General features: G+C 70.7%; 13 protein-coding genes and 1 pseudogene. 6 read left to right on the plus strand and 8 right to left on the minus strand.

Annotated elements, in window-relative coordinates:
* Positions 1–59 precede the first annotated feature (59 nt).
* From WMF28_RS04245 to WMF28_RS04255, 3 genes are all read left to right on the plus strand, one after another.
* Positions 60–8,162 (plus strand): SDR family NAD(P)-dependent oxidoreductase, encoded by an 8,103-nt coding sequence (locus WMF28_RS04245; protein WP_437600756.1) that lies wholly within the window; start codon positions 60–62, stop codon positions 8,160–8,162.
* A 130-nt stretch (positions 8,163–8,292) separates the two neighbouring features.
* Positions 8,293–9,111 carry an alpha/beta hydrolase gene (locus WMF28_RS04250; protein ID WP_437600757.1) on the plus strand — a complete coding sequence of 273 codons (819 nt, stop codon included), beginning with the start codon at positions 8,293–8,295 and terminating at the stop codon, positions 9,109–9,111.
* A 60-nt stretch (positions 9,112–9,171) separates the two neighbouring features.
* Positions 9,172–9,987 (plus strand): methyltransferase domain-containing protein, encoded by an 816-nt coding sequence (locus tag WMF28_RS04255; RefSeq protein WP_437600758.1) that lies wholly within the window; start codon positions 9,172–9,174, stop codon positions 9,985–9,987.
* 22 nt (positions 9,988–10,009) lie between these two features.
* Here WMF28_RS04255 and WMF28_RS04260 read toward each other — a convergent pair.
* Positions 10,010–10,327, minus strand: a pseudogene (locus WMF28_RS04260) (RNA polymerase sigma factor); the annotation flags it as partial.
* Between the two features lie 1,352 nt (positions 10,328–11,679).
* Here WMF28_RS04260 and hcp point away from each other — a divergent pair.
* Both hcp and WMF28_RS04270 read left to right on the plus strand, forming a co-directional pair.
* Positions 11,680–12,978, plus strand: coding sequence for a hydroxylamine reductase (gene hcp / locus WMF28_RS04265; RefSeq protein WP_437604210.1), 1,299 nt, complete (start codon positions 11,680–11,682; stop codon positions 12,976–12,978).
* A gap of 84 nt (positions 12,979–13,062) precedes the next feature.
* Entirely contained in the window at positions 13,063–14,790 is a 1,728-nt protein-coding gene (locus tag WMF28_RS04270) for a delta-60 repeat domain-containing protein (protein WP_437600759.1), read from the plus strand.
* A gap of 69 nt (positions 14,791–14,859) precedes the next feature.
* Here WMF28_RS04270 and WMF28_RS04275 read toward each other — a convergent pair whose 3' ends face one another.
* The 3 genes from WMF28_RS04275 to WMF28_RS04285 all read right to left on the minus strand — a co-directional run bounded on the left by WMF28_RS04275 (position 14,860) and on the right by WMF28_RS04285 (position 19,332).
* Positions 14,860–16,269 (minus strand): endonuclease/exonuclease/phosphatase family protein, encoded by a 1,410-nt coding sequence (locus WMF28_RS04275; protein ID WP_437600760.1) that lies wholly within the window; start codon positions 16,267–16,269, stop codon positions 14,860–14,862.
* Positions 16,270–16,695: 426 nt separating this feature from the next.
* Positions 16,696–18,153, minus strand: coding sequence for a glucose/sorbosone family PQQ-dependent dehydrogenase (locus WMF28_RS04280; protein ID WP_437600761.1), 1,458 nt, complete (start codon positions 18,151–18,153; stop codon positions 16,696–16,698).
* 417 nt (positions 18,154–18,570) lie between these two features.
* Positions 18,571–19,332, minus strand: a complete 762-nt coding sequence (locus tag WMF28_RS04285) for a DUF4339 domain-containing protein (protein WP_437600762.1) — start codon at positions 19,330–19,332, stop codon at positions 18,571–18,573.
* Between the two features lie 264 nt (positions 19,333–19,596).
* On the opposite strand from WMF28_RS04285, the gene WMF28_RS04290 reads away from it, so the two are divergent.
* Positions 19,597–20,385 (plus strand): hypothetical protein, encoded by a 789-nt coding sequence (locus tag WMF28_RS04290; RefSeq protein WP_437600763.1) that lies wholly within the window; start codon positions 19,597–19,599, stop codon positions 20,383–20,385.
* A gap of 48 nt (positions 20,386–20,433) precedes the next feature.
* Here WMF28_RS04290 and WMF28_RS04295 read toward each other — a convergent pair whose 3' ends face one another.
* From WMF28_RS04295 to WMF28_RS04310, 4 genes are read right to left on the minus strand one after another with little or no spacing between them, the layout of a single operon-like run.
* The gene (locus WMF28_RS04295) at positions 20,434–21,663 is read right to left on the minus strand and encodes a CheR family methyltransferase (RefSeq protein WP_437600764.1); all 1,230 of its coding nucleotides are present in this window, start codon (positions 21,661–21,663) and stop codon (positions 20,434–20,436) included.
* Positions 21,653–22,600, minus strand: a complete 948-nt coding sequence (locus tag WMF28_RS04300; protein ID WP_437600765.1) for a chemotaxis protein CheB — start codon at positions 22,598–22,600, stop codon at positions 21,653–21,655. The genes WMF28_RS04295 and WMF28_RS04300 overlap by 11 nt, the downstream gene beginning before the upstream one ends.
* Entirely contained in the window at positions 22,597–24,759 is a 2,163-nt protein-coding gene (locus tag WMF28_RS04305; protein ID WP_437600766.1) for a hybrid sensor histidine kinase/response regulator, read from the minus strand. Before WMF28_RS04305 ends, WMF28_RS04300 begins: the two co-directional genes overlap by 4 nt.
* Positions 24,743–26,308 (minus strand): methyl-accepting chemotaxis protein, encoded by a 1,566-nt coding sequence (locus WMF28_RS04310; protein WP_437600767.1) that lies wholly within the window; start codon positions 26,306–26,308, stop codon positions 24,743–24,745. The genes WMF28_RS04305 and WMF28_RS04310 overlap by 17 nt, the downstream gene beginning before the upstream one ends.
* Positions 26,309–26,334: the final 26 nt, after the last annotated feature.

Genomic DNA, 26,334 nt, shown 5'->3' on the forward strand with positions numbered 1-26,334 from the left:
GTCCTGTCGATGGCTCAGTGGAAAGATCATCATTTGCGAGGCGGCGTAGAGCAATGGACATGAAAGGCATACTTCTCGCGGTGAAGACTGGGAAGCTCAGCGCTCGCGAGGCGGCCGCGTTCATCAAGCGAGTCCAATCGCAGGCCTCGGAGGAGCGCGCGCCGGGCGGAGGCTCCTCGCCGCCGCGCCAGGCGGCGCCGTCCGGGAGAGGCGACGCTCAGCCCTCCAGGGCGCTGTCGCCGCTCGACCGGGACGGCGCACAGCACGCAGCGCGAGCCCGCCTCCAGCGGATCGTCACGGACGTGCTTCGGCTCGACGAGGACGTCGATCCCGATAGGCCCTTCTCCGAGCTGGGCGTGGACTCCATCATCGCGATGCAGGTCGCTAGCGAGGTCAACGCCCAGCTGTCCACGAAGCTCAGGGCGACCGATCTCTATAGCTACCCCAGCGTCGGCGAGCTCGCCTCCCTCGTTCTGGAGAAGTTCCGAGACGAGGTGCTGGAGAGGTGCCTGGGGAGTGAAGACCCAGCCGCTCCCCCGACGGCGGATCGAAGCGCCTCCGGCGCAGAGGGGGCCGCGCAGCGGCACGTCGGGCAGGTGCCGGGTAGCGGCCGCGCGGGCGCGGCGCCCGGCGCCGCGACCGACGCACCGCGAGCCGGGATCGCGGTTATCGGCATCTCCGGCCGGTTCCCCGGCGCCGCGGATCTCGACCAGTTCTGGGACGTCCTCGCGAAGGGAGTCGATTGCATCCAGGACGTGCCGGTCGTTCGCTCCACCTTGGCCACGGGCAAGGCGCGGAGCGGCGGCGCCGGGGGCGCTGACAGTCCACGCTGGGGCGGGATCCTGTCGGACGTGGACATGTTCGACCCCCTCTTCTTCAACATCTCACCCCGCGAGGCAGAGCTGATGGATCCTCAGCAGAGGATCTTCCTCGCGGAGGCGTGGAAAGCGATCGAGGACGCCGGTTACTCCGACAGATCGATCGATAAGCGGTGCGGGGTCTTCGTCGGGGTGGCTCCCTCCTACTACCTGCCGGCGCCGGCGAGCACCATGGAGGTGATGGGCAGCTCCAACGCGATCCTGCCTGCCAGGCTCTCCTACTTTCTGGATCTCAAGGGACCGGCCGTCGCGGTCGACACCGCCTGCTCTTCCTCCCTGGTGGCGATGCACCTCGCCTGCCAGAGCATCTTGAGTGGCGAGTCGAAGATGGCCATCGCCGGAGGCGTCTCGTGTACGCTGATCAGGCCGCAGGCCCACTCCTTCCTGGTAGACGCTGGGATGCTCTCGCCGAGCGGCAAGTGCCACGTCTTCGATCGCAAGGCGGACGGGTTCGTACCTGCCGAGGGCGTCGGGGTGATTGTGCTGAAGCGCTTGGACGACGCGCTCCGAGACGGCGACCATATCTACGGCGTCATCAAGGGATCGGCGCTCAATGAAGACGGCAGGACCAACGGCATCACCGCTCCCAGCGGTCGCTCGCAATCCGCCCTGGAGTGCGAGGTATACGAGCGAAGCGCCATCGATCCGAGCACGATCACCTATGTGGAAGCTCACGGTACGGGGACGAGGCTCGGGGATCCGATCGAGGTCGAGGCGCTCACGGACGCGTTCCGCAAGTTCACCGACGAGGAGCAATTTTGCGCTCTGGGCTCCGTCAAGAGCAACATCGGCCATGCGCTCGCAGCGGCCGGCGTGGCTGGCGTGCTGAAGGTGCTGCTCGCGCTCGACAGGAAGCAGATCCCGCCGAGCCTGCATTTCGACGAGGCGAACGAGAACATCGACCTCTCGAACACGCCGTTCTTCGTGTGCCGTGAGCTCCGAGAGTGGCGGGTCGAGCGTGGCGGCGCCCGGAGGGCCGCCGTGAGCTCCTTCGGCTTCAGCGGCACGAACGCGCACCTCGTCGTCGAGGAGGCGCCGTCCATGCAGCACGAGGCCACGAGACGGCAGAGGGTGCCTTGCTTCCTGATCACGCTGTCCGCGAAGCGCGAAGAGGCGCTGCGCGGGCGCTGCGCGGAGCTGAGGCGGTGGATCGAGGGGACGGGCACGGGTGAGGACGTCTTTGACGTGAGCTTCACGCTGAACGCCGGACGCAGCCATTTCCCCTTGAGGCGGGCGTTCGTCGTGGAGGACACCACGGAGCTCGTGGAGGAGCTCCGGCGGGTCGAGGCGGAGCGAGCCCCGGCGCCCGGGGGCTCGCAGGTCGCGCAGCAGGACCTCGCTCCGCCGGCGATGGCAGCGCTCGGGCGCCGCCTCCTGGATGAGCTCCACGGAGCCGCGATCGACCGGGAGTCGTACAAGGAAAAGCTGAGGGCGCTCGCCGACTTGTATGTCGCGGGGTACGACGTCGACTGGGACCGATTCTACGCTGGGCAACGTGGGCGCCGCATCAGGATGCCTACCTACCCGTTCGCTGCAGAGCGCTTCTGGCACGAGGCTCCGGGCGACATCGAGCGAGGTGGCCGTGGATGCGTCGCGGCGAGCGATGGACAGGGGCTACACCCGCTGCTCGACCGCAACGAGTCGACCTTCGAGGAGCAGGTCTTCAAGAAGACCTTCGACGGGAGCGAGTTCGTCTTGGAGCACCACGTCGTGGCCGGCGACAAGGTGCTACCGGGGGCCGCCTACCTGGAGATGGCGAGGGCCGCCGCGGCGGCCTCGGACCCGGGACGGCCGGTGAGCCAGATCAGGAACTTCGTCTGGAGCAGGCCCATCGTCCTCAAGGACGCGAACGTCAAGGTCGATATCAGGTTGAAGCGGAGAGCGCCGGGGATCGACGTGCAGATCTCCGCGGAAGGTCCCACGACCAGCCTGCCCAACGGCCAGGGAGTGGTGGTATATCATACGGCGGACGAGCATGACGGGAGGGATGAATCGCCGCGCGTCGACATCGCGCCGATCAAGTCTCGCTGTGACGTTCACGAGGAGGAGGCTCGGATCTACTCCGAGCTCAAGCGCGCGGGCTTCGCGTATGGCGAAGGGTTCCGTGGCATCCGGGAGTGGTGGAGCAACGAGGCCGAGGCCCTCTCGAGGATCGAGCTGTCGGACGACGTATGGCGCCGCTTCCCGCCGGAGGCGCTGCATCCGGCGATCCTCGACTGTGCCGTGCAGACGGTCGCCGCGCTGGGTCGCCGCAGCGGGGTGAACGAACAGCACCTGCCCTTCTCGGTCACAGAGCTTCGTCTCGTCAGGCCGCTGGGGCGCCGCGTCTACGCCCACGTCAAGCGGTGCGAGGGACGGGAGCAGCGGAGCGGCCAGCGGTACGACGTCTGGATCCTCGATGAGCAAGGCCGCTTGCTGGTGGAGCTGCGAGAGTTCCTGCTCCGCTCGGTGTCCCGCGGCGGGGAGAGGAGCACGAAACCGCTCGCCAGGGCGGCGGCGAGCTCCGCGAGCTGGGAGCGCGTCTACTATCGTCCGGTCTGGTCGGAGTCACTCCTGAGCGAGGGGAGCGGTCAGAGAGGGCGCTTCGATCCGTCTGGGTCGCTGCTCCTCCTCGCGGATGGCAAGCCGGGCGCGAGCGAGCTGTCGACTGCCGCGCGAGCGCTCCTTGGGACCTGTCGCCGGGTCATCCTCGTGAACCACGGAGACCACTTCCAGCGCTGTCGGGAGGACGTATACGAGATCGATCCCCGGGCGCAGCGGGATTACGACCTGCTCGTCGAAGACCTGAGCAAGCAGGGGGCTCCGCCGCGCGGCGCCGTTCACCTCTGGGGTTGGGGGGCCGCTCCCGTGGATGTGCATTCCGTCGCCGATGCCGCGATCCTGGAGGAGTCGCTGGACGAGCAGCTACGCCTCGGGATGTCGGCGATCTTCGGCCTCGGCAAGGCGCTCATGGGCCTCGGCGGCGGCGACGCGGTGCGGCTGATCAGCGTCTATCCAGGCGGCAGAGGCGCGGTGCCCATCCTGTCCATGCTGGGAGGGTTCGCTCGCAGCGTGAAGAGGGAGAACTCGAAGCATTCCTACAGGGCCGTCGAGGTCGACGATGCGCGGACCGATCTGAGGGGGGCGCTGGAGATCGGCGTGGAGGAGCTCATGGATCCAGAGGACGGCGACGTCGAGATTCGCCGTCGCGCTGGCCGGAGGGAGGTGCGGCGCTTCGAGGAGGTACGCGACGCGCGAGGCAAAGACATCGCCCGCAGCGCGCAGGCGCCGTTCAAGCCGCGGGGGGGCGTCTACCTGATCAGCGGCGGAGGCGGCGGGATCGGGCGGATCGTCGCCAGGCATCTCGCGGAGGCCTACAGCGCCCGGCTGGTCCTGGTGGGCCGGTCGGCGCCGACCCGGGACATGCACGCCGAGATCGAAGCGCTGCGGCGCCTGGGGGGCGACGCGTGCTACCTGCAAGGCGACGTCGCGGTCCGCGCGCAGATGGCGGAGGTCGTCGCGCAGGCGCGGAGGCGCTTCGGCGAGATCAACGGTGTGCTCCATGCGGCAGGCGTCGTGAGGGACGCGCTCGTGGCCGAAAAGACGTGGGGCGCCATGCAGGAAGTCCTGCGGGCAAAGGTCCTCGGCACGATCAACCTCGACGCCGTGACCAGCACCGAGCCGCTCGACTTCTTCACGATGTTCTCCTCCCTCGCGTCCGTCACCGGGAACACCGGCCAGGCGGACTATGCGGCCGGCAACAGCTTCATGGACCATTTCGCCGCCGCGAGGAGCGCGTGGGTTGCGGCGGGCCTCCGGCGCGGGAGCACCGTGTCGGTCAACTGGCCGCTCTGGGAGAGCGGGGGCATGCGGCCGCCCGAGGAGCTGCTGAGGAGCTGGGGTATCCGGCCCCTCACCGCGGAGGAGGGCGTGGACATCCTTGCGGACGCGCTCTGTCGCGGGGAGGCGCAGGTCATCGTCGTCCAAGGGGAGCGGACCAAGATCGCGCGCGAGCTGGGGAGGACCCCGGGGCCAGTGGACGACAGCCTGAGAGCTGCAGATGGAAAGCGTGCGAGCGATGGCGAGGCTCGGGCGCGCGTTCAGGAGACGTTGCTGGCGGCCGTAGAGGACATCCTGAAGGTCAGAGAAGGGGATGTCTCCATGGACCAGCATATGAGCGAGTACGGCTTCGACTCCATCTCGCTCACGGCGTTCGCGAATCGCATCAACGACGTGTATGACGTCAAGCTGACGCCGGCCGTCCTGTTCGGGCACAGGTCGCTCGGGAGCGTCCTCGAGCATATGTGGGAAGAGTACGGAGAGCGGCTCAGGAGCTATCACGAGGAGCTCGGTCTGCCTCCGCCCCCGGGCGAGGCTGGGGAGGATGGGAGCGCCAGCGCGCCTCATGAGGATCGAGCCGGTTACCTGGTGACCCCAGGCGGGGACGAGCGCCAGCGTTCACGGAGACAGGCCGAATTCGCACCAGACGATGATGACATCGCGATCATCGGGCTCAGCGCCGTCCTCCCTCAGTCGCCCGATCTCGAGAGGTTCTGGCGCAACCTGGAGAAGGGACGGGATCTGGTGATGGAGATCCCTCCGACCCGCTTCGACTGGAAGAGGTGCTACGGGGACCTCGACGCAGCGGACAGCATCACCTGGTCGAGGTGGGCGGGCCTGATGTCGGACATCGACAGGTTCGATGCCGGATTCTTCAACATCTCGCCCCGCGAGGCCGAGCTCATGGACCCGCAGCAGCGGATCTTCCTGGAGGCGGCCTGGGGAACCATCGAGAACGCAGGCTACGCGCCGTCCAGCCTCTCTGGCTCGAGTGTGGGGGTGTTCGTGGGGGCGTCGACCAACGACTACGGTCAGCTGCTGGCCGAGCTCGCGGACGGCGGAGGGCATGCCCTCACAGGCATCGCGCCCTGCATGATCGCAAACAGAATTTCGTACATGCTCAACCTCCGCGGGCCGAGCGAGGCGATCGATACAGCCTGCTCCAGCTCCCTCGCAGCCCTCCACCATGCCATCAGAGCCATCCGTCTGGGCGAGTGTGACACGGCGCTCGCTGGAGGAGTCAACGTCATCCTCAGACCGACGCCCTTCGTCGCCTTCAGCAAGGCGGGGATGCTGTCACCGGACGGCAGGTGCAAGGTGCTCGACAGGAAGGCCAACGGGTATGTTCGCGGGGAAGGGGCGGGCGTCGTCCTGCTGAAGCCGCTCCGCAAGGCCCTCGCGGACGATGATACCATCCACGCCGTCATCAAGAGCACGGCGCTGAACCACGGTGGCCGGGCCAACCAGCTCACCGCTCCCAACCCTGGCGCACAGGCGGACGTCATCGTCGCGGCGCATGAACGAGCCAAGGTGGATCCGAGGACGGTCGGCTACGTCGAGCTCCACGGGACGGGCACCTCGATCGGAGATCCGATCGAGATCAACGGTCTCAAGGAGGCGTTCAGGCTGCTCGCGGCGCGGTCCGGCGGGAGCGCGCCATGGAGCAGGGGGGCACCTTTCTGCGGGCTGGGCTCCGTCAAGAGCAACATCGGTCACCTGGAGCCCGCAGCCGGGATCGCAGGCCTGATGAAGGTGGTGCTCGCGCTGAAGAACAAGCGGATCCCCGCGACGATCCACTTCGAGGAGCTGAATCCCTACATCGAGCTCGACGGCTCTCCCTTCTATGTCGTGGACCGGACCACGGACTGGCAGCCGCCGCGCGGGGACGCAGGCGAACCTCTGCCTCGGCGCGCGGGGGTCAGCTCGTTCGGCTTCGGCGGCGTCAATGTCCACGCCGTCGTCGAGGAGGCGCCCCGTCGAGGGGACGCGCCCCGGCCCGAGAGCGGTCCGGAGGCCGTGATCCTGTCAGGAAAGAGCCAAGATCGGCTCCTGGAGTACGCGCTCCGACTGCTCGAGTTCCTGACGCGACGCGAGGAGTCCGGCGAGGAGCAGCCGTCGCTGGGCGATATCGCGTACACCTACCAGGTCGGCCGGGACTCGATGGAGTTCCGCTTGGCGCTGGTGGTGAGCTCGCGGCGCGAGCTGATCGAGAAGCTGAGGCATCTGGTCGTGGATGCGCAGCGAGAGAGCGGTGTCTACCTCGGCGGCGGGCGTGGCGGCGACAAGCCGGCGAACCGTGGCTCGGTGGATGGGTCAACGCTCCGGGAGTTGGTCGGGAGCGGCGAACTGGCGCGCGTGGCCGAGCTCTGGGCGCAGGGGCTGGACGTGGATTGGCGCATGCTCTTCCCGGGCAGGCGCCGGACCCGGGTGCCCCTCCCAGGCAGCCCGTTCATGGGACGGCGGCACTGGTACTCGGCGACGAGCGCGTCGACCGAAGCTGCTGGGGGAAGCCTGGAGCGTGGCTGGACGCGCGAGGAGATCCCTCCTGGCACAGGCAAGGTCGTGCTCTCCAGACCAGCGGAGGCGACGCTCCAGCTCGCCGCGGGCCAGCTCCAGGCTCGGAGATCGCCGGCCGTGGATTCCATGGCGCTGCTCGGCGATGTCGCCTCGGCGTGGAGGGAGCTCGACGCGCGAGGCGAGCTCAAGCGGATACGCAACATCACCTGGTGGACCCCGCGCGATGCCGCCGAGGTGGACAAGGAGCTGATCGAGATCGAGATGGCTGCATCGGGCGCGAGCTGCAGCCTCTGTACGGAGCGCGGCGGGAAATCCGCCGTCCATCTGACGGCCGAGCTGCTCCACGGGCACGGAGGCGAGAGCGACACACCCTACGTCGACGTCTCGCTCGCCGAGTCCCGCTGCGTTCGGCGGCTGAGCGGCGACGATATCTACACTGGGTTGCGAGCCGCGCTTGATCGTGGAGCTCGGCCTCGCTTGCTGCAGCAGATCTCCGCGGGCGAGGACGAGGCTGTTGGAACGCTCGCCGTGATGGCGCAACAGGGATCTACCGCAGGCCTGAGCGCCCTGCAGGCGGTGATCCATGCCGCCCAGGCGGTGTGGCTCGGCGAGGAGGGGACGTTCCTTCCTCGAGAGCTCGCCGAGCTGGAGATCCTGAGCGATGAGGGGCGAGCCCGCTACGTGTATCTGCACCGGACAGCGAGCGAGGGGGCCGACGACGCCGGGTACAACTTCGCCATCCTGGACGAGTCCGGCGGCGTGATGCTGAAGGGGGTCGGGCTGCGGGTCGGGCGGGCGCGCGGGGAGGCGTCTCTGGGACCGGAGCGCGGCGCGACGAGCGGCCCATGGACCCGTCCCGTGACCGCGAGCCCAGCGGCGCGCGTCGCGTCGAGGGACGGCGCCGCGGCGCGCGCTGCGCGCAGGCCGCTCCAGGTCGAGCAGGACTGAGCGGAGAGCACGCCGCGATCGAGTTCACCGAGGAGATCCGCAGCACAGGGCCGAGGAGCAGCGAGTGAGCATCCAGCGGACACTCATTACGTCGGTCTCAGGGGGCTCCGGCGCCTCGAGGCTGGAGATCTTGACACAGCCGCCCGAGCTGCCGGAGCGGAGGCCTCCGCTGCTCTTCGTACACGGGTCGTTTCACGGGGCGTGGTGCTGGTCCGAGCGCTTCATGCCGTATTTCGCGGAGCGGGGATACAGGACCTTCGCCCTCAGCCTGCGCGGCCATGGCGGGAGCGAAGGGAGCGGCGACCTCGACGCCTATACCCTCGAGGACTATGTCGACGATGTCGGCGCAGCAGCAGCGAGCCTCGAGGAGCCCCCCGTCCTCGTGGGGCACTCGCTAGGCGGCGCGATCGTGCAGAAGTACATGACCAGATCGGAGCGGCGCTGTCGGGGCGCTGTCCTCGTGGCCTCCCCGCCGCCGCAGGGCGCCTCGACCGCCGCCGTGTTCTGCGCGCTGGCCCATCCGCTCGTCTACGGCAGGTTGGTCGCCTTCAATGCAGGGTGGAGCGCCCGCGCTCCGAGGGATCTCTTCTTCTCGAAGCGCATGGAGCGTGCGAAGGCAGATGCCTGCATCGGGCGCTTCCGGCGCCAGTCACGCCGCGTCTTTGCAGATTTCAAATATTTCCATATCGACGACCCCGGCGAGCCCAGGCTGCCCATGTTGGTCGTGTGCGCCAGAGGTGACAAGTTCCTGAGCCTGACGAGCGCGCGCGAGACGGCTCGTTTCTACGGGGGAGCCATCAGGGTGATTTCCGGGCCGGCGCACGACATGATGCTCGATGACGGGTGGCAGCTGGCGGCGGAGGAAATAGCAAGCTGGTTGAGCGCCGTCGAGGAGCGCAGAGGCTTCGACCCCGGGCCGCGGCACGCGGACGGGGGACAGCCGGGCTAGACGGCAGGCGAGAGGGTGCATGCCTGCAGACCGCTGTGAAGGACGAGAGAGCACTTACCTATGACACTGTCGGGTTCATACCAGGTCAACCAGGTTTCGGTCCACGTCGACGTGGAGCTGCAGCGCTTGCGGGCACAGGTCGACCTGTTCTGGGAGAAGGAGCTTCAGCGTTACATCGCGCACGGGCTCCGGGATGGAATGTCCATCGTCGATGCGGGGAGCGGCCCCGGCTATTTCACCTCGAAGCTGCTGCACCGGTTCCCGGGATCTCACGTGACGGCGATCGAGCAGGACCCGGTGATGACCGAGAGGGCGACGGCGTACTGGAAGGAGCAGGGCCTGGCGCGCGCCGTGATGGTCGAGCGATCGATCCTGGACACGGGGCTCCCGGAGAGCTCGTTCGATTTCTCGATTGCGCGGTTGCTCCTCGAGCACCTGGAGAGCCCGGCGATGGGCGCCAGGGAGATCCTTAGAATATTGAAGCCCGGTGGAAAGGCGGTGTTTGTCGATAATGACTTCGATTTGTACACAAGGACCTACCCGCCGGTGAAGTCGCTGAAGACGCTCTTCGAGGCCTACTGTGCGTGCCGCGAGTCTCAGGGCGGACATCCGAGGCTGGGTCGCAGGCTGCCGATCGTCCTGAAGGAGGCTGGGTACCGTAACGTGGATCTGGACGTCGTGGTGGCCCACAACACGCTGATGGGCGACAAGGCATTCCTGGAATCCGAAGGGATGAGCATCCCGCTGAAGCTGGTCAAAGAGGGATTCCTGTCGAGCAACGACCTGGCCGAGCTGGTGAAGGAGTGGCGAAGCTTTCTGCAGAACGAGGAGCACGTGATTGTCCGGCAGCTGTTCGTGTGCGTGGGCGAGAAGTAGCCCGTTCGAATCCCTTGCTGCAAGTGAGCTCTTCGCGTTGCCGCCTCCGGAGCAGCTCCTCCGGCGTGGGGCACTCGTCCCGGACCTCGCGCTCATCGAACGACGTCAGCTCCTCTCCGCGGCAGCGCGCGTCACGGACGTGATTTCGCGCCTGGTTGATCGCGATCGTGACGCGGTATGGCGCCGGGTCGCCGCCAGGCTCGATCCGCTTGTCCGCCTCCAATCCGCGCAGCAGCGCTTCCTGGGCGACATCCTCTGCGTTTCGCTCCGGGACACCGTGGCGCCTGGCGAGGTGCCGGAAGAGCTCGAATCCGGAAGAGCCGGTCGATGGCTTGTCCACGCGGGTAGCACACTTGAGCCGGCCAAAACGGTTCAGGAAAATGAGTCGCGGGGCAACTTCGGTGGGATAATGTGTGCATGCGTGGGGTTTTTTGATGTCCGCACCCGGCCGGTCCCTGAGGATGAAGCGACTCATTCCGGGATCGGGCTGTTCTTTCTCGTCCCAGAGCTCGTTTGACAGCGATCCATGGCGGTTGACGCCGTGCAGCTGGCGTACGTCCCGGCCGTCAATGCATCGCGTTGCACATGCGCTGTTGGTTTGCGAGTTCGAGAGGGCGCATGCGCTCGGTCGGCCCGCCGATCCGCAGCAGGCGCGCGCTTGAGGATGCGGTCAAGGCCATCCTCGATCGCGGCCAGCTGGGCCTCATCTGCCTCCGGGTCCACGGACCGGCGCTCCTGTGTGGACCGCCGATGTATCCGAGCCCAAGCCCCATGCCCCTCCGACGCATCGTGGGGAGATAGCGTAGCCGAGGGCCAACCCGACATGTCAAGCCTTCGGTACGCGGCGATCAGGCGACTCGAGCGACGCAACGTTGCGACGCGTTGCAGGCGGCGGCGACGTTGCCGGAGGTGGCGACGTCAGCGGACGGCCGATGCCTCTTCGGCAACGGGGCGGCGCCGCCTCGCCGGCGCTGGAGGAGCACCCCAAGCCTTAGCAACGGCCCCTGGGATGCGATCTTGCCCAGTCGCCGCGTACTCCGACGTGATCCGAGCAGCCATTCCGGCGCGACCCGAACGGTCGTTCCGACGGCATCCGGGCAGCTGTTCCAGTTACCCGAGCGCTCGTTCCGGCGACACGCGAGCACCGGTACCGGAGACCGGGCGGCCTCCCCGAGGGCACCCGGGCGCTGCGACGGGCGCAGGTGACGCGCGAGCGGGGGACGCGCGCGCCGGGTTGGCAGGGCTGCGCGATGACCGTCAATAGGCCGGTCACACGGCGGGACACGGCGGCGCGCACAGGCCGCGCGGTGACGGCGCACTGACGGCCGCTCGCGCGTAGCTGCACGATTCCCCGATGAGGCCGTCGAGCGCCGGCTCCCCGGAGGAACGACAGAAGGGAGAGGCGAAGGAGGCGAAGGTAAGCCGCTCACGCGCACCGTTTGCGCCCACGCGCCGTGATTGCGCCTTCGCTGGCGCGGCGCATCGCCGGAAAATCCGTTTGCGTCCGCGCTCGGCCTCTCGAGACCCGGCGCGAGCCGGCGGCACGATCGTTGATTGGTCTCGTGGCCCGTCGAGGACGCGCCCTGCGCGGCCGCGCGGCCGCGCTGCTGCGTGGCGGCGGCGGCGGCGCGCTCTCCAGCCCGAGCCTGCGCAGCGCGCGTGGGCCCACACCCCACGAGGTCGACCATGACCATGTTCTGCAACCAGTGCGAGCAAGCATCCCACGGGACCGGGTGCACCACGGCCGGCGTCTGCGGCAAGGACGAGGACGTGCAGTCGCTCCAGGAGATCTTGATCTTCGGCCTGAAGGGCGTCGCCGCCTACGCGCATCACGCGCGCAAGCTCGGCATGCGCGACGAGCGGGTGAACGCCTTCATCGAGGAGGCGCTCTTCTCCACGCTGACCAACGTGAGCTTCGATCCCGAGGCGCTGCTCGAGCTCTGCCTGGAGTGCGGCCAGGTGAACCTCCAGGTGATGAAGATGCTCGACGAGGGCCACCGCCTCCGCTTCGGCGAGCCGCGGCCGTCGATGGTCCGGGAGGGCACCGTCGCGGGGCCGGGGATCCTCGTCTCGGGGCACGATCTCGCGGACCTCGCCGAGCTGCTCCGGCAGTGCGAGGGGACGGGCGTGAACGTGTACACGCACGGCGAGATGCTCCCGGCGCACGCGTATCCGAAGCTCGCGAGCCACCCGAACCTCGCCGGCCATTACGGCTCTGCGTGGCAGCACCAGAAGAGCGAGTTCGCGGCGTTCTCGGGGCCGATCCTGATGACCTCGAACTGCGTGCTCATCCCGAAGGAGGCCTACCGCGATCGCCTCTTCACCGCCGGCGTCACCGCCGTGCCCGGCGGCCGGCGCGTGTATGGCGGCGATTTCTCCGAGGTCATCCGGGCGGCCCTCGCGAGCCCGCCATTGCCCGACCATTTCGTCCGCGAGACAGAGGTCGGCTACCATCACGAGGCGATCCTGGCGCACGCGGGCGCCATCGTGGACGCGGTGAAGGCCGGGCAGATCAGCCGGTTCTTCCTGATCGGCGGCTGCGACGGCCCGGAGGCGGCGCGCAGCTATTACACCGATTACGCCGCGCAGACGCCGGCGGACTCGTTCATTCTCACGCTCGGCTGCGGCAAGTACCGCATTCGCAACCAGGACCACGGCACGCACCTCGGCTTGCCGCGGCTGCTCGACATGGGGCAGTGCAACGACGCTTACGGCGCCATCCGCGTGGCCGGCGCGCTCGCCCAGGCGTTCGGCTGCGGGGTGAACGATCTGCCCCTCACGCTGGTGATCTCGTGGCTCGAGCAGAAGGCCGTGGCGGTGCTCCTCACGCTGCTCAGCCTGGGCGTGAAGGGCATCGTGCTCGGGCCGCGCCTGCCGGCCTTCATCTCGCCGAACGTGCTGCGGCTGCTGCAGCAGCGCTACGACCTCCGGCTCACCAGCCGGCACTCGATGGCCCCGCTGCAGCTGCACCGGGCTCCTGCGAGCGCCTGAGCGCAAGCGCCTGAGCGCCCGCGCGCAAGCGCCGCGGTCGCCGTCTCGACGCGGCGCCGCCCGTGGCCTAGCCTCCTCGATGCCGTGAACAGCACACCCCATCGAACCACCGCCGCCCTGGCCCGCATCACCGCCCGCGCGGCCCTCCTCGGGGGCGCCGTGGCGCTCCTCGGCTGCGAGGCGCTCCTCGGCATCGAGGACGTGTCGCTCGACCCGGGCGCGGGCGCGGGGGGCAGCGGCGGCGCAGGCGCGTCGTCGTCATCCGCCTCGTCCACCGACTCGACCTCGACGCACGGCGGGGGGGCCGCCGACGGGGGCGGAGGGCAAGGGGGCCAGACCCAGGGCGACTTCACGTTCGCCATCCAGTCGACCGGGGTCAACGTCCCGTACAACGGCATCAACCACGTCGACGTCGCGATCACCCGGATCGCCGGCTTCGACGGGCCCGTCGAGGTCGACGTGCAGGCGCCGCCTCCGGGCCTCGTCGCGGCGGCGATCACCATCCCGCCGGGCAGCAGCGCGGGCAGGCTGGAGGTCGGCGCCTCCGGCGCGCTCACGCTGGGCACCGCGTTCGACCTCGATCTCATCGCGACCTCCGGCGGGACCGTGCGCACCGACTCCGTGCGCGCCGTGGTCACGGGCAAGCCCGGCACGCTCGATGAGAGCTTCGGTCAGGCGGGCATCGCCGCCTGGAACCTCGGATCCGACGGCGGGGGGCTCTACGACATCCGGCAGACGGCGCAGGGGAAGATCCTGACCGCCGGCAACGGCATCGACGGCCTCGGCGGGGCCAGGCTCAAGGGCTTCCGCCTGCTCGGCGACGGCGCGGCCGACGCGTCCTTCGCGGGCGGCAGCGTGGCCGACGCCTTCTGTGGGTGCACGAAACCCCAGTATATTCGCGGGATTACGCGCCTCCTGAACGGCGCCGTCTTCCTCGTCGGCCACGCCAGCGGGAAGACCGCAAACGACATCGCCTTCCTCCGCTACCGCGACGACGGGACCCGGGACGGCGTCGACTCGGGCAACACGGGCAAGGACCAGATCGATCTCGGCGGCGACGAGTCTGTGGCGGCCATGGATCTGTCGCCCTCGGAGCGGCTCCTCGTGACCGGCGAGCGCGACGGCGAGCTCTTCGTCGCGGCCATCAACCCCACGTACGGCTACCTCGATCGCGACTTCGGCACGACCGGATGGACCGCGCCGTTCACGGGCAGCGCGAGCGCGGGCACGGCGCTCGTTGCGCGCGCGGGCGGCTCGACGCTTGTGGCCGGCTGGGTGGAGGCGGACGGCGATCGCGACATCGTGCTGCTGGAGCTCACGTCGGACGGCGCGATCGGCGGCCTGGGGCAACAACGGATCACGAGGGCCGGCGATCAGGAGCCGGTCGCCATGGCCGTCCAGTCCGACGGTCGCATCCTCGTGGGCGCCCGGAGCGCCGAGGCGGGATCGACCGACTTCCTCGTTGTGCGCTTCGAGCCGGACGGCACGTTCGACACGACCTTCGGGGAGGACGGGTACGCGCTCGCCGGGCTCCCGGGCGGCGTCGCGGTCGACATGGCGCTCCAGGTCGACGGCCGCATCGTGGTCGCCGGCAACGTGGGTGAGCGTGCGACCCGCCAGCCCACGCTCGTGCGCTTCTTGCCCGACGGCGCGCTCGATCCGACGTTCGGCGACAAGGGGGTGCAGGCGCTCTTCCTCGGCGAGGAGAACGCCGTTCAGTCGATGACGGTCGCTGGAGACGGCAAGCTGCTCGTGGCCGGCACGCGGCAGACATACCCCACGTACGGTCTTGTGGCGCGGCTCTGGAACTGAGCGCAGGCGCGTCGTCGCGGCGGCTGCCTGTCGGGCGCGACGGACGCGGCGCCGACAGGCAGCTTCGGATCAGAACGGCGACCCGTCCACGCGCGTGCCGGGCGAGCAGTCGCTCGCGGAGAGCGCGGTGTGCAGCGCGAAGAGCTCCTCGCTGCCCGGCTCGTTCGCGAGGATCTCGTTGAGGATCACGGCGGCTGCGTCCGGCGTCGGATCGACGGGAGTCGTCGTGTCCACGGGGATCAGGAAGTCGCGCACGACCCCCATGTGCTGCATCTGGCTGGCGCCGCTGTCGTCCGCGAGGGCGGGGCTGAGCTCCTCGATCGGCGCGTAGACGCGGGTGTCCGCCACGAGGCCGCTGGCGAAGCTGCTCTCGCCGATCACGACGGCGGTCTCGTGCGCATCGAGGTCGCCGTCGACGAGCACCCAGTCGTACGGCCTGCTCCTGCCGGCGTTTGTGTCCGTGTCGCCGTTCCTGTCGGCGGGGTAGGGGCCGGACGTGACGACGACCTCCGACAGGGTCGAGAGGCACGGCTCGCTCCGGTTGTCGGTGTTGAAGTCGCCGCCGATGACCAGGTAATCGCCCTCGGGCAGGCTCTCGCGGATGATCGTGACGAGCTGCCGCGCCTCGGCCTGGCGCTCGCTCGAGCCGGCGGTCAGGAAGTGGACGCTGACGGCCCAGAGGTCGATCGGGCCGGGGATGTCGATGCGGGCCCAGGCGAAGTCCCGGTTGGGCGCCGAGCCGTCCTCCCACTCGCCGGCCTCGAGGATCGGATAGCGGCTCACGATCCCGTTCGGGATCTGCGCGCCTTCTTCGCGGTAGTAGCTGAAGGTGCTGTCGAACGTGGCGTCCACGAAGGCGCGGAGCGCGTCCGCGCTGTCGTCGCCGTAGTTGAGCTCCTGGAGCAGGACGATATCCGGTCCGACGCCCTGGATGATGCGCTGTCCGTGGCCGGGGTCGTAGCTCTGACGCGTGCCGCTCGTGAGGTTCGCGGCCATGAGCCGGACGCGCACGGGGGGCGTCTCCTCGCCGCCGCCGGAGCCGCCGCCGCCGCCGCCGCCGCCGGAGCCGCCGCCGCCGCCGCCGCCGGTGCCGCCGTCGCCGCCGGAGCCGCCGTCGCCGCCGGAGCCGCCGGAGCCGCCAGTACCGCCGTCGCCGCCACTGCCAGTCTCGCCGCCTGAGCCGCCTCGGCCACCGGAGCCGCCCTGGCCATCGGAGCCGCCCTGGCCACCGGAGCCACCCCCACCGCCGGCGCCGCCTGTGCCACCCCCATCGCCCTCACCACCGGCGCCTCCCCCGCCGCTGGCATCCCCGCCGCCGCCACCCAGCCCGCCGGCGCCCGCGGTGCCGCCATCCCCGCCGGACGAGGTCGACGACGTGAGATCTTCTTCTTCCACTGGCGGCGAATCGGCTCCGCAGGCGGCTCCGGCGAGCGCGGACAGGAGCAGGAGCAGGTGCCCCACGGTCAAGGATGACGACACACGCATCTCGTAGCACCGGACCTTTCTTGGTTTCCTTTTTATGAGAGCACGAACGCGGGCGCGGCAGGTACCCTGATCGCCGGCGAGGCCCCGAGCTACGGGACGTGTAGCCCTCTTGTCGAAGACGAGCACCGAACACGCGCACGCGCCTTGGGGACGGAACGCGGGCGCCGCACAATGGCTGGCCCACCCTGACGCCCCGCCTGAGCAGCCTCGCCACCCTCCTGAGCAGCCTCGCCATCCTCCTGAGCAGCCTCGCCACCCTCCTGAGCAGCCTCGCCACCCTCCTGAGCAGCCTCGCCACCCTCTCTACCCGCGTCGCGTCGCAAACCGGGATTTCCTGGCCGGATCTCTGAAACGCGGAGCCAGCCGCGATCGCAGGGCCCGCGCCGGTTACGACGCAGGCCCTGCGACCCCGGCGCTGGCTCAGTGCGATCCCGTGTACTTGAACTCGAGGATCGCTCCCGGGTTCTCCAGGGCCGTCGTGGCGCCGCCGTTCGGTGAGCTCGCGTTCCCGGCGGTGTCCGTGATGATGTAGAGTGTCTTGCGGTCCGGGCTCATCGCGAGATCGCGGTAGCGGTTGGTGCTCTGGAAGTGGACGACGGGCTCGCCGACCACGGATTTCCCGTTCGCGCTCAGCTTCACCTGGTACAGCGCGCCCTTCTTGAGGGCGGTCATCAGGAGAGTGTTCCCCCACCCGGGGATGCCGTGCCCGGAGGGGTAGTAGTGGAGCGAGGAGGGCGCGATCGTCGGCCAGCAGATGTACTGGAGGAACCCGCACGCCGGGTCGAAGAAGTCGTAATCGTTGTCGACGGTGAAGAAGGTGAGGAGCGGCTCCTTGAAATACGGGTGGCTGAAGGCGCTCTCCAGCTGCCGCGGGACGGAGGGAGGGGGCACGTAGTCGTTCCACGCGAGCGACTCGCAGGACGCCGGGCTCGAGGCCGACCAGTTGTCGTACGTGTAGGCCTGGTCGTCCCGATAGCCCGCGACGTGGGGCCAGCCGTAGTTCTTGCCGGGCTTGATGAGGTTCAGCTCGTCGTCGCTCTTCGGCCCATGCTCGTTCGCATACAGCTTGCCATCGCGGCCGAACGTGAGGCCCTGCGGGTTGCGGTGGCCGTACGAATAGACATGGCTGCGGACCCCGCCGATCCACGGGTTGTCGTGCGGGATCGAGCCGTCGACGTTCAATCGCAGGACCTTGCCGACGTACGTCGACCAGTCCTGCGCCGCGACCTCGGCCGCCGTGGGCAGCGCCTGCGCGCGGATCGGGAGGCACTTCCTGGCGAACTGGTTGTTCCCCTGATCCCCCACCGTGTAATAGAGCTTCCGATCGGGGCCGAACAGGAGCCGCGCGGAGTTGTGATCGTCGCTCCCCGGCAGGCCCGTGATGACGTCGAAGGGGCTCCCGAGGGTCTCGGTCGCCGGGTCGTACGTGTAGCGGCGGATCTTCGTCCTGCGGTCCACCGCTGGACCTGGATCGACGTCATAGGTGAAGGAGACATACACGTAATCCTTCCCCTTGCCCTTCAGCAGATCCGGGTGCAGGGCCAGGGCCAGCAGCCCGTCCTGGCCACCCGACTGGAACACCTCCGAGAGGGTGATCGCGGTCGTCCGCGCGCCGTCCTCCGGCCTCACGCGCACGACGCGCTTTCCGACGCGCTCGGTCAACCAGAGATAGCCATCCGGTCCCCAGACGATCCGCATCGGAAACGAGAGATCCCGTGTGATCTCGCGCGAAACGAACGACGCTTCCTCATCCGCGCAGTCCTCCTCGTCATCGCCAGGATCCCCGGAGACGATGGCCTGGCCGTGCGATTCGAGCGGATCGTCCGGGAGATCCGCGTGGCCGCATCCGGCGAGCGTCCACGAAGCCGTGGTGAGCAAACCAACTTGAATCAGGAAAACAGCTGGGCCGCGTGCGATAAATAGCGACATACAACTACCTCACTGTTTCTTTTCAAGTGACGGTGCTGATCGAATCCAGCCGCGTCAGGGCGCGGCGGACGTGCTGGGCAAGCCTCGGCGTGAAACCGGGGACCGCATCGCGTCCGGTAAGTCGTCCCCCGGTCAGAGTAAGGTCTTTACTATAGCAAGCGCAGAGCTCGCCTGCACCATCAAGGTTGACTTACGGCGTCATGAGCTGCCGAGTTGCCAAGGAGCCCGAGAAGAGAACCCTTCTGGGGCCTGCTGGCGTGCTTGGCGCCCTGGCGGTCTTCCTGTCCGGATCGCTGTCTCAGGACGGGTGAACGTCGCGACGTGGCGTGTCGCGCAGCCCCGCGGGGATGCCGGAGCGCGGCGTGCTTACTTGGCGGGCGCCGGCGCCGAGGAGACGCCGAGCTTTTCGATCGAGCGCGGGGTCCCGAACCCGGGGCCGCCGAGCGCCGTCTCGATCTGCTGATACACACCCTCGCGCCCCGCGGAGCGCGCGGCGTCGAGGAGGACGTCATTGCGGTAGAGCGTCACCGTCAGCCCCGCCACGACCGACAGCGCGAGCATCAGGCGCTGCGCCCGGCCCGTGTCGCGCGCGCGAGGCGCCGCGGCGGTCACCTCGGTCACGTCGCGCTGCAGCAACATCGGCGCCCGTAGATCCGGCGCCCGCAGCTCCGGCACCCCCGGCGGCGCGGTGGGCCGAGACGCCGCGAGCATCGCCGCCGGCGGCGCCTGCACCTCGGTCCGCGTCACGAGGTGCTGCGGCGAGCTGTCCAGCGCCTCGAGCGTCATCGTGCCCGCGAGCGGCATCGTGGACGGCAGGCTCGACACCACCGGCGTCGGATGATCCGACTCCATGTTCCGCGACGCAGGAACGGCCGGGGGCGGCGGGCGCGGCGGGTCCCGACGCGACGTGCTCGGCGGACCCTGGACCCGCGCCGACTCGGCCGGGGTCGGGTCGATGCCCGCCACGACGCCGAGCGGCTGCCAGGCGGCCATCCCGGGCCGCCATATCTTCGTCGTCTCGTCGATGAGGTCGAGCCGAAACAGATCGTCGAGCTTCTCCAACGTGAGCACCTTGATGTCGTCCGGCGTGACCGCGACGTGCCAGAGCGTCTCGCGATCATCGGTCACAGGAACGGGCGGCGCTGGGCGCCTGGCGGGAACGGGCGGCGCTGGGCGCCTGGCCGGAAGGGGCGGCGGTTTCATACAAAATCCTCCCTTGCGCGCACGAGGATGCCACGGCACGAGCGCACCTGTACACACCGACATGAGGCAGGGCGCGCTTTCGAGACGGTGCGGATTTTTGCAATGAATGAGGTGCGATCCGTGGCGCTGGCAGGATCCTCGCCATGTCGGTATTCTCGCCGCCGATGGGGGCGGAGCATGGAGACATTCATGAGCACAGCGAATGAGGCAGTCGCGGCCAGCAACAGCGCTGGAGCCTCCGGCTTCCGGCGCTGGGTCCGGCTGGTGCCGGCGCTCCTCCTCGTCGCGAGCGCGACGTTCGTGGCGGCATATTACGTTCCGCTTCGCCGCGCTCACGTGCTCCTGCTCGAGGAGCAGCGAAAGTCGAACGAGAAGGGCAAAGACCTCGAACAGACGCTGAGCCAGGTGCGCGGAGAGCTCCAGGCAAAGACGGCGCAGGTCGAGAAGCTCGAAGCGGAGCGGCAGCAGACCGAGGACGCGAAGAAATCGGGCCTGGAGCGGGTCGAGCAGCTCAAGACCGAGCTCGCAGCGAAGCTCGACAAGCAGATCAAGAAGGGGGTCGCGGCGCTCGCCGTCGCGGACGGACAGGCGTTCGTCGTGCTCCCGGAGACCGCGGTGTTCCTTCCGTACAAAGTCGACGTGAGTCCGCAGGGCCGAGCCCTCTTGTGCCAAGTCGCGAGCTCCGTCGCGGCGGTCGGCCCGGCGCCGATCCGCGTCGGCGCGGTCAGCGGTTCTCCGGACCTCGTGCCGCCCGTCCTGCAGCGCGACTATCCGACGCCGTGGGCGCTCTCCGCGGCCCGGGCGGCGAGCGTCGCGCAGGCGCTCCAGGAGGCGTGCGCGGTGCCAGGAGCCCGGCTGTCCGCGGTCGGTCACGCCGAGCACGACCCCGCCGGCGCCGCGCTCGGAGAGACGAAGCTGCCCGCGGAGCGGGTCGAGATCTCCATCGCGCTGCCGGGCGGGCCGCGCGACGTGAAGTGACGGCCGCGGGGGGGCCCGGCGCGCAACGTCTCCCGCGTCGTCAGCGATTCAGCGAGGGTCGCGCAGCGCCTCCGCCCGGCGCACCGCCGCGCGCCGCAGCGCGTCCGGGTCGACGTTGCGGGCGCCGGCGGCCGAGCAGCGGAGCACCCGCTGGAACGCCGCCCGCGCCTGCGCCCGCTCGCCCCGCGCCAGCAGCGCCTCCCCGAGCAAGAACCACCCCTCCAGGTGCTCCGGATCCGCGTTGAGCAGCGCCGACAGCACCTGCTCGGCCTCCGCGGCGCGCCCGGCGCTCAGCAGCCTGGCCGCCGCCTCCGCGCGTCGATCCTGCGCGACCGCGGCGCCGGGCGGCTGCGCGACCGCGGCGCCGGGCGGCTGCGCGACCGCGGCGCCGGGCGGCTGCGCGAGCGCCGGGACGCCGCCGACCGCCGTGCCCCCTCGCGCCGAGACAGGCCCGCTCTCCTCCTCGACCTGCGCGACGGGCGCCCTCGGGCTCGCCGGCTCCGGCCCGACATCGCCCTCCGGCAGCCGCAGCCAGCCCGGCGCAGGACCCCGCCGGAGCTCCGGGGGCAGCGGCAAGATGCCCTCCGCCGGCGAGAGGATGACGTGGCCGTCAGGAACGAGCTCCGCGGCGAGCCGACCGAGCAGGCGCGGCACCTGCTCGCGATCGAAATAGATGAGGACGTTGCGGCAGAAGATGACGTCGAACGGCCCCGCCCCGAGCGCCGGCTGCGCGTCGGTCAGCGACGCCACCTCGAAGCGCACGCGCCGCCGCAGCGCCTCGGGCACCCGCTCGGCCCACGCCGCCGGCAAGGGCGCGCCCACCGACCGCCGCTGCGGCAAGAGGCCGCTCCGCGCCACGGCGATCGCGACCGGGTTGACGTCGGTGCCCAGCACCGCCGCGTCCACCCCCGCCGCCTGCGCGCTCTGGGCGGCGCTGTACGCCTCCTCGCCCGTCGAGCAGCCGGCGCACCAGATGCGCAGCGGGCCCGGCCGCCTCGCCGCGAGGCCGACCAGCGCGCGCTGCAGGCGGCCGAACTGCTCCGGGTGCCGGTAAGCCGCCGTGTGCCCGATCGTCGCGGCGTCGAGCAGCATCGCGAGCAGGGCCGCCTCCCCGGCCTGGCCCACGCGCTCGACGTACTCCGCCTCGCCCTGCCCGGCCCGCTGAGCGCGCTCCCGGACGTGCAGGTAGAGCGTCTCGGGCCACCGCGAGGGCACGTGGCCAAGCCGCGGCGACAGGACGCGCGCGAGGGCGCGCTCCAGCGAGCGATCATCCTTCACCGAGCACCCACCTCCGCGCGAGCGCGACGAAATCCACGACGCGGATCGGCCGCACGCGCGGCGACGAGAGCAGCGCCGCCCGCGGCATGCCCGGCGCGCTGCACTCCGAGGGCTCCTGCGCGAAGCAGAGGCCCCCGCCGTCCGAGAGCCCCGGCAGCGCGCGGACGCCGTCGTCGCCGAGGCCCGACAGCACGAGCGCGGCGACCCGCCGGGCGAGCGGCACCGCCGACGCGAACAGGACCTCCGCCGAGGGCCTGTGGCCGCTCACGGGCAGGTCGCCCGTCAGCTGGATCCGCTCGCGCGCGTCGATGGCCATGTGAAACCCCGACGGCGCGAGCAGGAACCCCGGCGAGAGCGCGTCCCCGGCCCGCGCCGGCCGCGCCCGCGCGCCCAGCCCGCGGAGCGCCCGCGAGAGGTCCCGCTCCCGCCGATCCGGCAGGTGCTGCACGATCAGCACCGGCACATCGAGGGGCCCGAGCCCCCGCGCCAGCGCCTCCAGCGCGGGGATCGCCCCGGTCGAGCCCGCGACAAGGATCACCCGCCCGCCCCGCGCCGCCGCCGGCCGCCGGGCCGCGCGCAGCACCGCGGCGCGCAGCCGCGCCCGGGCCGGGGCGCCGGCGAGCTCGCGCTTCTCGACGGTGGCGCCTGCGCCCTGCGCCAGCGCCTCGCGGACCGCCGCCGAGCCGCGCGGGAGCGAGCTGACCACGATCACGCCGGCGCGGGCGGCGAGGGGCCGGATCACGGACAGGCCGTCGAGCTCGGGCATGAGCAGATCCACGAGCACCACGTCGGCGATCGCGACCGCCGGCAAGGACAGGAGCTCGGCCCCGGTCCGCGCCCGGCCCACAACGCGGATCCCCGCGTCCTCCTCCAGGATCGCCTCGAGCAGGGCCGCGGCGATGTCCGAGTCGTCGGCGATCACGACCCGCGTGGTCACGCGCCTCCGAGGCTCTCCGCGATGATCCGGCGCAGCTCCTCCTCGACGAACCGCTGCTTCGACAGCACCGCCCGCACGCCGAGCCCGCGCAGCGCGGCGACGTTCTGCGCGTGCGTCGCGGTCGTCTGCGTGGTCAGCACCACGACCGGCACCCGGGCGAGCGCGGGCGTGCGCCGGAGCTCCGCCACCATCTCGAGGCCGTTCATGTACGGCATCTCGATGTCGGTCAGCACCACGTCCGGCGGCGTCGCCCGCGCCCGCGCGAGCCCCTCCCGCCCGTCGCTCGCCTCCTCCACGCGCAGGCCGAGCGCCCGCAGGATGCCGCAGAGCAGCTCCCGCGCGACAGGGGCGTCCTCCACGACGAGCGCGAGCGGCTCGCGCTTCGGCTCGGGGGCCGCGGCGAAGGGCGCCTCCCGGGGCGCCTGCCGCGCGCACGCGAACACCCGCTCGACGTCGAGGAGCAGCATCGCCTCGCCGTCCGCCGTCGGCGCCACGCCGCGCACGAGCGGCGAGCTCCACGGCAGCTCCTCCGACCGCACGAGGGCGCAGAGCCGCGGGTTCTCGTAGCCGTCCACGCTCACCGCGAACAGGCCCGCGGCGTGGTGCAGCACGAGCGCCGCGTCCCCCGGCTCGGGCGGGCCCCCGTCGCCGAGCACCGCCCCGAGCGCGTAGACCGGCACGAGCTCCGCGCTCGGGCCGCTGGTCAGGCGCACGCGCGGCCCGTCCGAGGTGTGCAGCAGCTCGTCGAGCAGCATCACCGAGTGCACGGCGTGCGTCGGCACCGCGCACCGGAACCGCCCGCAGGAGACGGGGACCACCTCCTCGCCATGGAGGTTCTTCGGCACCACGAGCAAGATCGTCGTCCCGAGCCCGGGCCTCGAGTCGACCCGGACCTGCCCGCCCAGCGCGCCGATCTCCCGGGCCACGACGTCGAGCCCGACGCCCCGGCCCGAGATCGCGCCGACGCTGCGGCTCGTCGTGAGCCCGTGCGCGAACAGGTACGGGATCAGCGCGGCGTCGTCGAGGGACGCGGCGGCGGGGTCGGCGACGCCCGCCTCCGCGAGCACCTCGCGCAGGCGCGCGAAGTCGACCCCGCCGCCGTCGTCCTTCACCTCGACCCGCACGGCGGCGTCGGTCTGGACCACGGTCACCGCCACCGTCCCGCGCGCGGGCTTGCCGCGGCGGGCGCGGACGTCCGCCGGCTCGATGCCGTGATCGACGGCGTTGCGCACGAGGTGCAGGAGCGCCGGCTCCAGGCGGCGCTCCACCGCCGCGTCGAGGAGCCCCGTCCCCTCGACCCGCGCCTCGACGTCCTTGCCCAGCATGCGCGCCGCGCTCCGGGCGGCGAGCGACACCTGGTTCAGGAGGCGCTCGGTGCGCACCACCGACGCCGCGCGGACCACCTCGTCGAGCTCGCCGAGCGCGCGCCCAGAGGCGAACTCGTTGCTCGACCAGTCCGCCCGCACGGCGCCGAGCAGGCGCTCGATCTCCGCGCCGTAGCCGAGCGTCTTCGTGATGCGCTCGGCGACCCGGTCCGCCGCCGCCCCCCGGGGGTCGATCTCCACGAGCAGCGCGCGGAGCATGCGCTGGGCCTCGCGGAGCCTCCGCTGGAGGACCTCCCGCTCGCCGTGGAGCCGCTGCAGCTCGTGCAAGCGCGCCCCGACCGCCTCCGCGTCGAGGACCGCGGGCGGGGCGGCCTGGTCCGGCGGCGCGGCCGGGTCCAGCCGCGGCGGCAGGGCGCTCTCGGTCATGGGGGCCGCGGGTACCCCGGTGGGCGAGCGCCCGCTCGTGAGCTCCGCGTGCGCCGCGCGGAGGGTCTCCTTCACGACGTCGAGGTCCGGCGCGGCCTCCTCGCCGGCGCTCGCCGACAGGAGCCCGAGCGCCTCCAGCGCGCCGAGGACGCTGTCGCCGGTGAGCTGCGTGGGGCGCCCGCCGCCCCGCACCGCGTCGATGACGGTCTCGGCCAGCTCGGCGAGGTCGCCGCACGCGGCGAGCTCCAGCATGTGCGCCTCGCCCTTCAGCGTGTGCAGGAGCCGGCGCAGGACCGGCAGGTTGCCGCTCTGGCCCTGCTCGTAGCCGAGCCAGAGGTCCGTCGCCTGGGCCACGCGGTCCGGCATGGCCCGGTGGAACGTGGCGACGAGGTCAGCCCGGCTCCTCATCCGCGTCCGCCTCTGCGATGGCCGGCTTCTCGCGCTTCGCACCGGCCGCCTTGACCCGGAAGGCCCTCGCCGTCGCCTTGAGCGCGTGCGACAGCTGGAGCAGCGACTCGGCCGAGCGCGTCGCGTCCGCGCTGCTCGTCAGGGTGTCGTTCACCGCCCCGACGATATCGACGATCGCGGTCTTCACCTGCGCCGTCCCCTCGCGCTGGTGGCCCACGGCGTCCGAGATCTTCGCGGCGGCCGCGGCCGTGTCACGGGCCAGCTTGATGCCGTCCTCGGTCGCGAGCACGGACGCGTGGGAGGCCGCGTGCATGTCCGCCACGAGCTTGCGGATGTCGCGCACCGAGTCCATCACGTGCTCGGACAGCCGGCGCATCTCGGCGGCCACGAGCGAGAACCCGCGCCCCACCTCGCCGGCCTTCGTGCCCTCGAGCGCCGCGTTCAGCGCGAGCAGGTCCGACTTGTCGGCGATGCTCTGGATCAGCGACAGGATCTCGCCGATGCGGTCCGAGTGGGAGCTGACGAGGCGCGTCTGCTCCGCGGTGTGCTGGACGCTGACGAGGCTCCGCTGCGCCATCTCGTGCACGGTCGTCGCGTCCTTCGCGATGTGATCCGCGCTGCCGGTCAGGGCCTCCACGGTCCTCCGGATCTCCTCGAGCGCCGCGTTCTGCTGGTTGGCGGTCGTCTCCTGCTCGCGCACCGACGAGAACATCCCGGCGGCGGCCGAGGCGACCTCCGACGAGGTGTTGCCGATGCGCGTGGCGAGCTCCTGGAGGCTCGTCACCATGGCCCGGAACGCGGCGAACAGCTCCCCGTCGCCGGTGATCTTGCAGGTGAAATCGCCGCCCGCGACCCGCGCCGCCGTCTCCTGGAGCTCGCGCAGCTGGGCGTTCATCCGCTCGAACGCGCTGGCCATGTCGCCGAGCTCGTCGTCGGAGATCCTGAGCGACAGCCGCGCCGAGACGTCGCCGCGGGCGATGCGGTCCGCCGCCTCCTTGATGTGCGCCATCGAGCGCGTCATGCGCGCCGAGATGACCCACGCCAGGCCCAGGCCGAGCAGCATGATCCCCGCCGACTGGAGGGCGATGGTCCGGCGCGAGTCGGCGCGGCGCTGGGCGATCCGGTCGCTGCGCAGCCCCACGGCGAGCGTCCCGAGCTGGCGATCGCCGTTCCGCGCGCGGATCGGGGCCTCGCTGACGACGACGCTGGCGTCGCCCTCGCCCTGCGCGCTCTCGGGCGCCTGCACCGCGCCGATCGCGGCGATGCGCTCTCCCTTGGCGTCGTAGACGGACACCCAGCTCACCAGGGGATCCGTCATCGCGGCCCGCAGGGTGTCCGGGAAGGTCTCCGGCGGCTGCTCGAGGTCCATGGCCACGCCGATGGGCTCCTTCAGCATCGTGGCGAGGATCCCGGCGCGCTCGCGCAGCTCGGCCTCGCTCGCCCGCGCCGTGCGGTCGGGGATCAGCCACAGATCGAGCGCCGACAGCACGATGGCCACCGACGCGACGAGGGCGGCGATCTTCCAGCGGATGGAGCGAAAGTTGAACATGGCGGCTGAGGGAGGATCGGTGAGGG

Origin of the sequence: Sorangium sp. So ce590, from assembly GCF_051521365.1 — a bacterium.
Classification (GTDB): Bacteria; Myxococcota_A; Polyangia; order Polyangiales; family Polyangiaceae; genus Sorangium.

Coding starts and splice junctions, on each gene's coding strand:
- WMF28_RS04245 (WP_437600756.1), top strand. CDS start 60: ATGAAAGGCATACTTCTCGCGGTGAAGACTGGGAAGCTCAGCGCTCGC.
- WMF28_RS04255 (WP_437600758.1), top strand. CDS start 9,172: ATGACACTGTCGGGTTCATACCAGGTCAACCAGGTTTCGGTCCACGTC.
- hcp (WP_437604210.1), top strand. CDS start 11,680: ATGTTCTGCAACCAGTGCGAGCAAGCATCCCACGGGACCGGGTGCACC.
- WMF28_RS04290 (WP_437600763.1), top strand. CDS start 19,597: ATGAGCACAGCGAATGAGGCAGTCGCGGCCAGCAACAGCGCTGGAGCC.
- WMF28_RS04305 (WP_437600766.1), bottom strand. CDS start 24,759: ATGAGGAGCCGGGCTGACCTCGTCGCCACGTTCCACCGGGCCATGCCG.
- WMF28_RS04310 (WP_437600767.1), bottom strand. CDS start 26,308: ATGTTCAACTTTCGCTCCATCCGCTGGAAGATCGCCGCCCTCGTCGCG.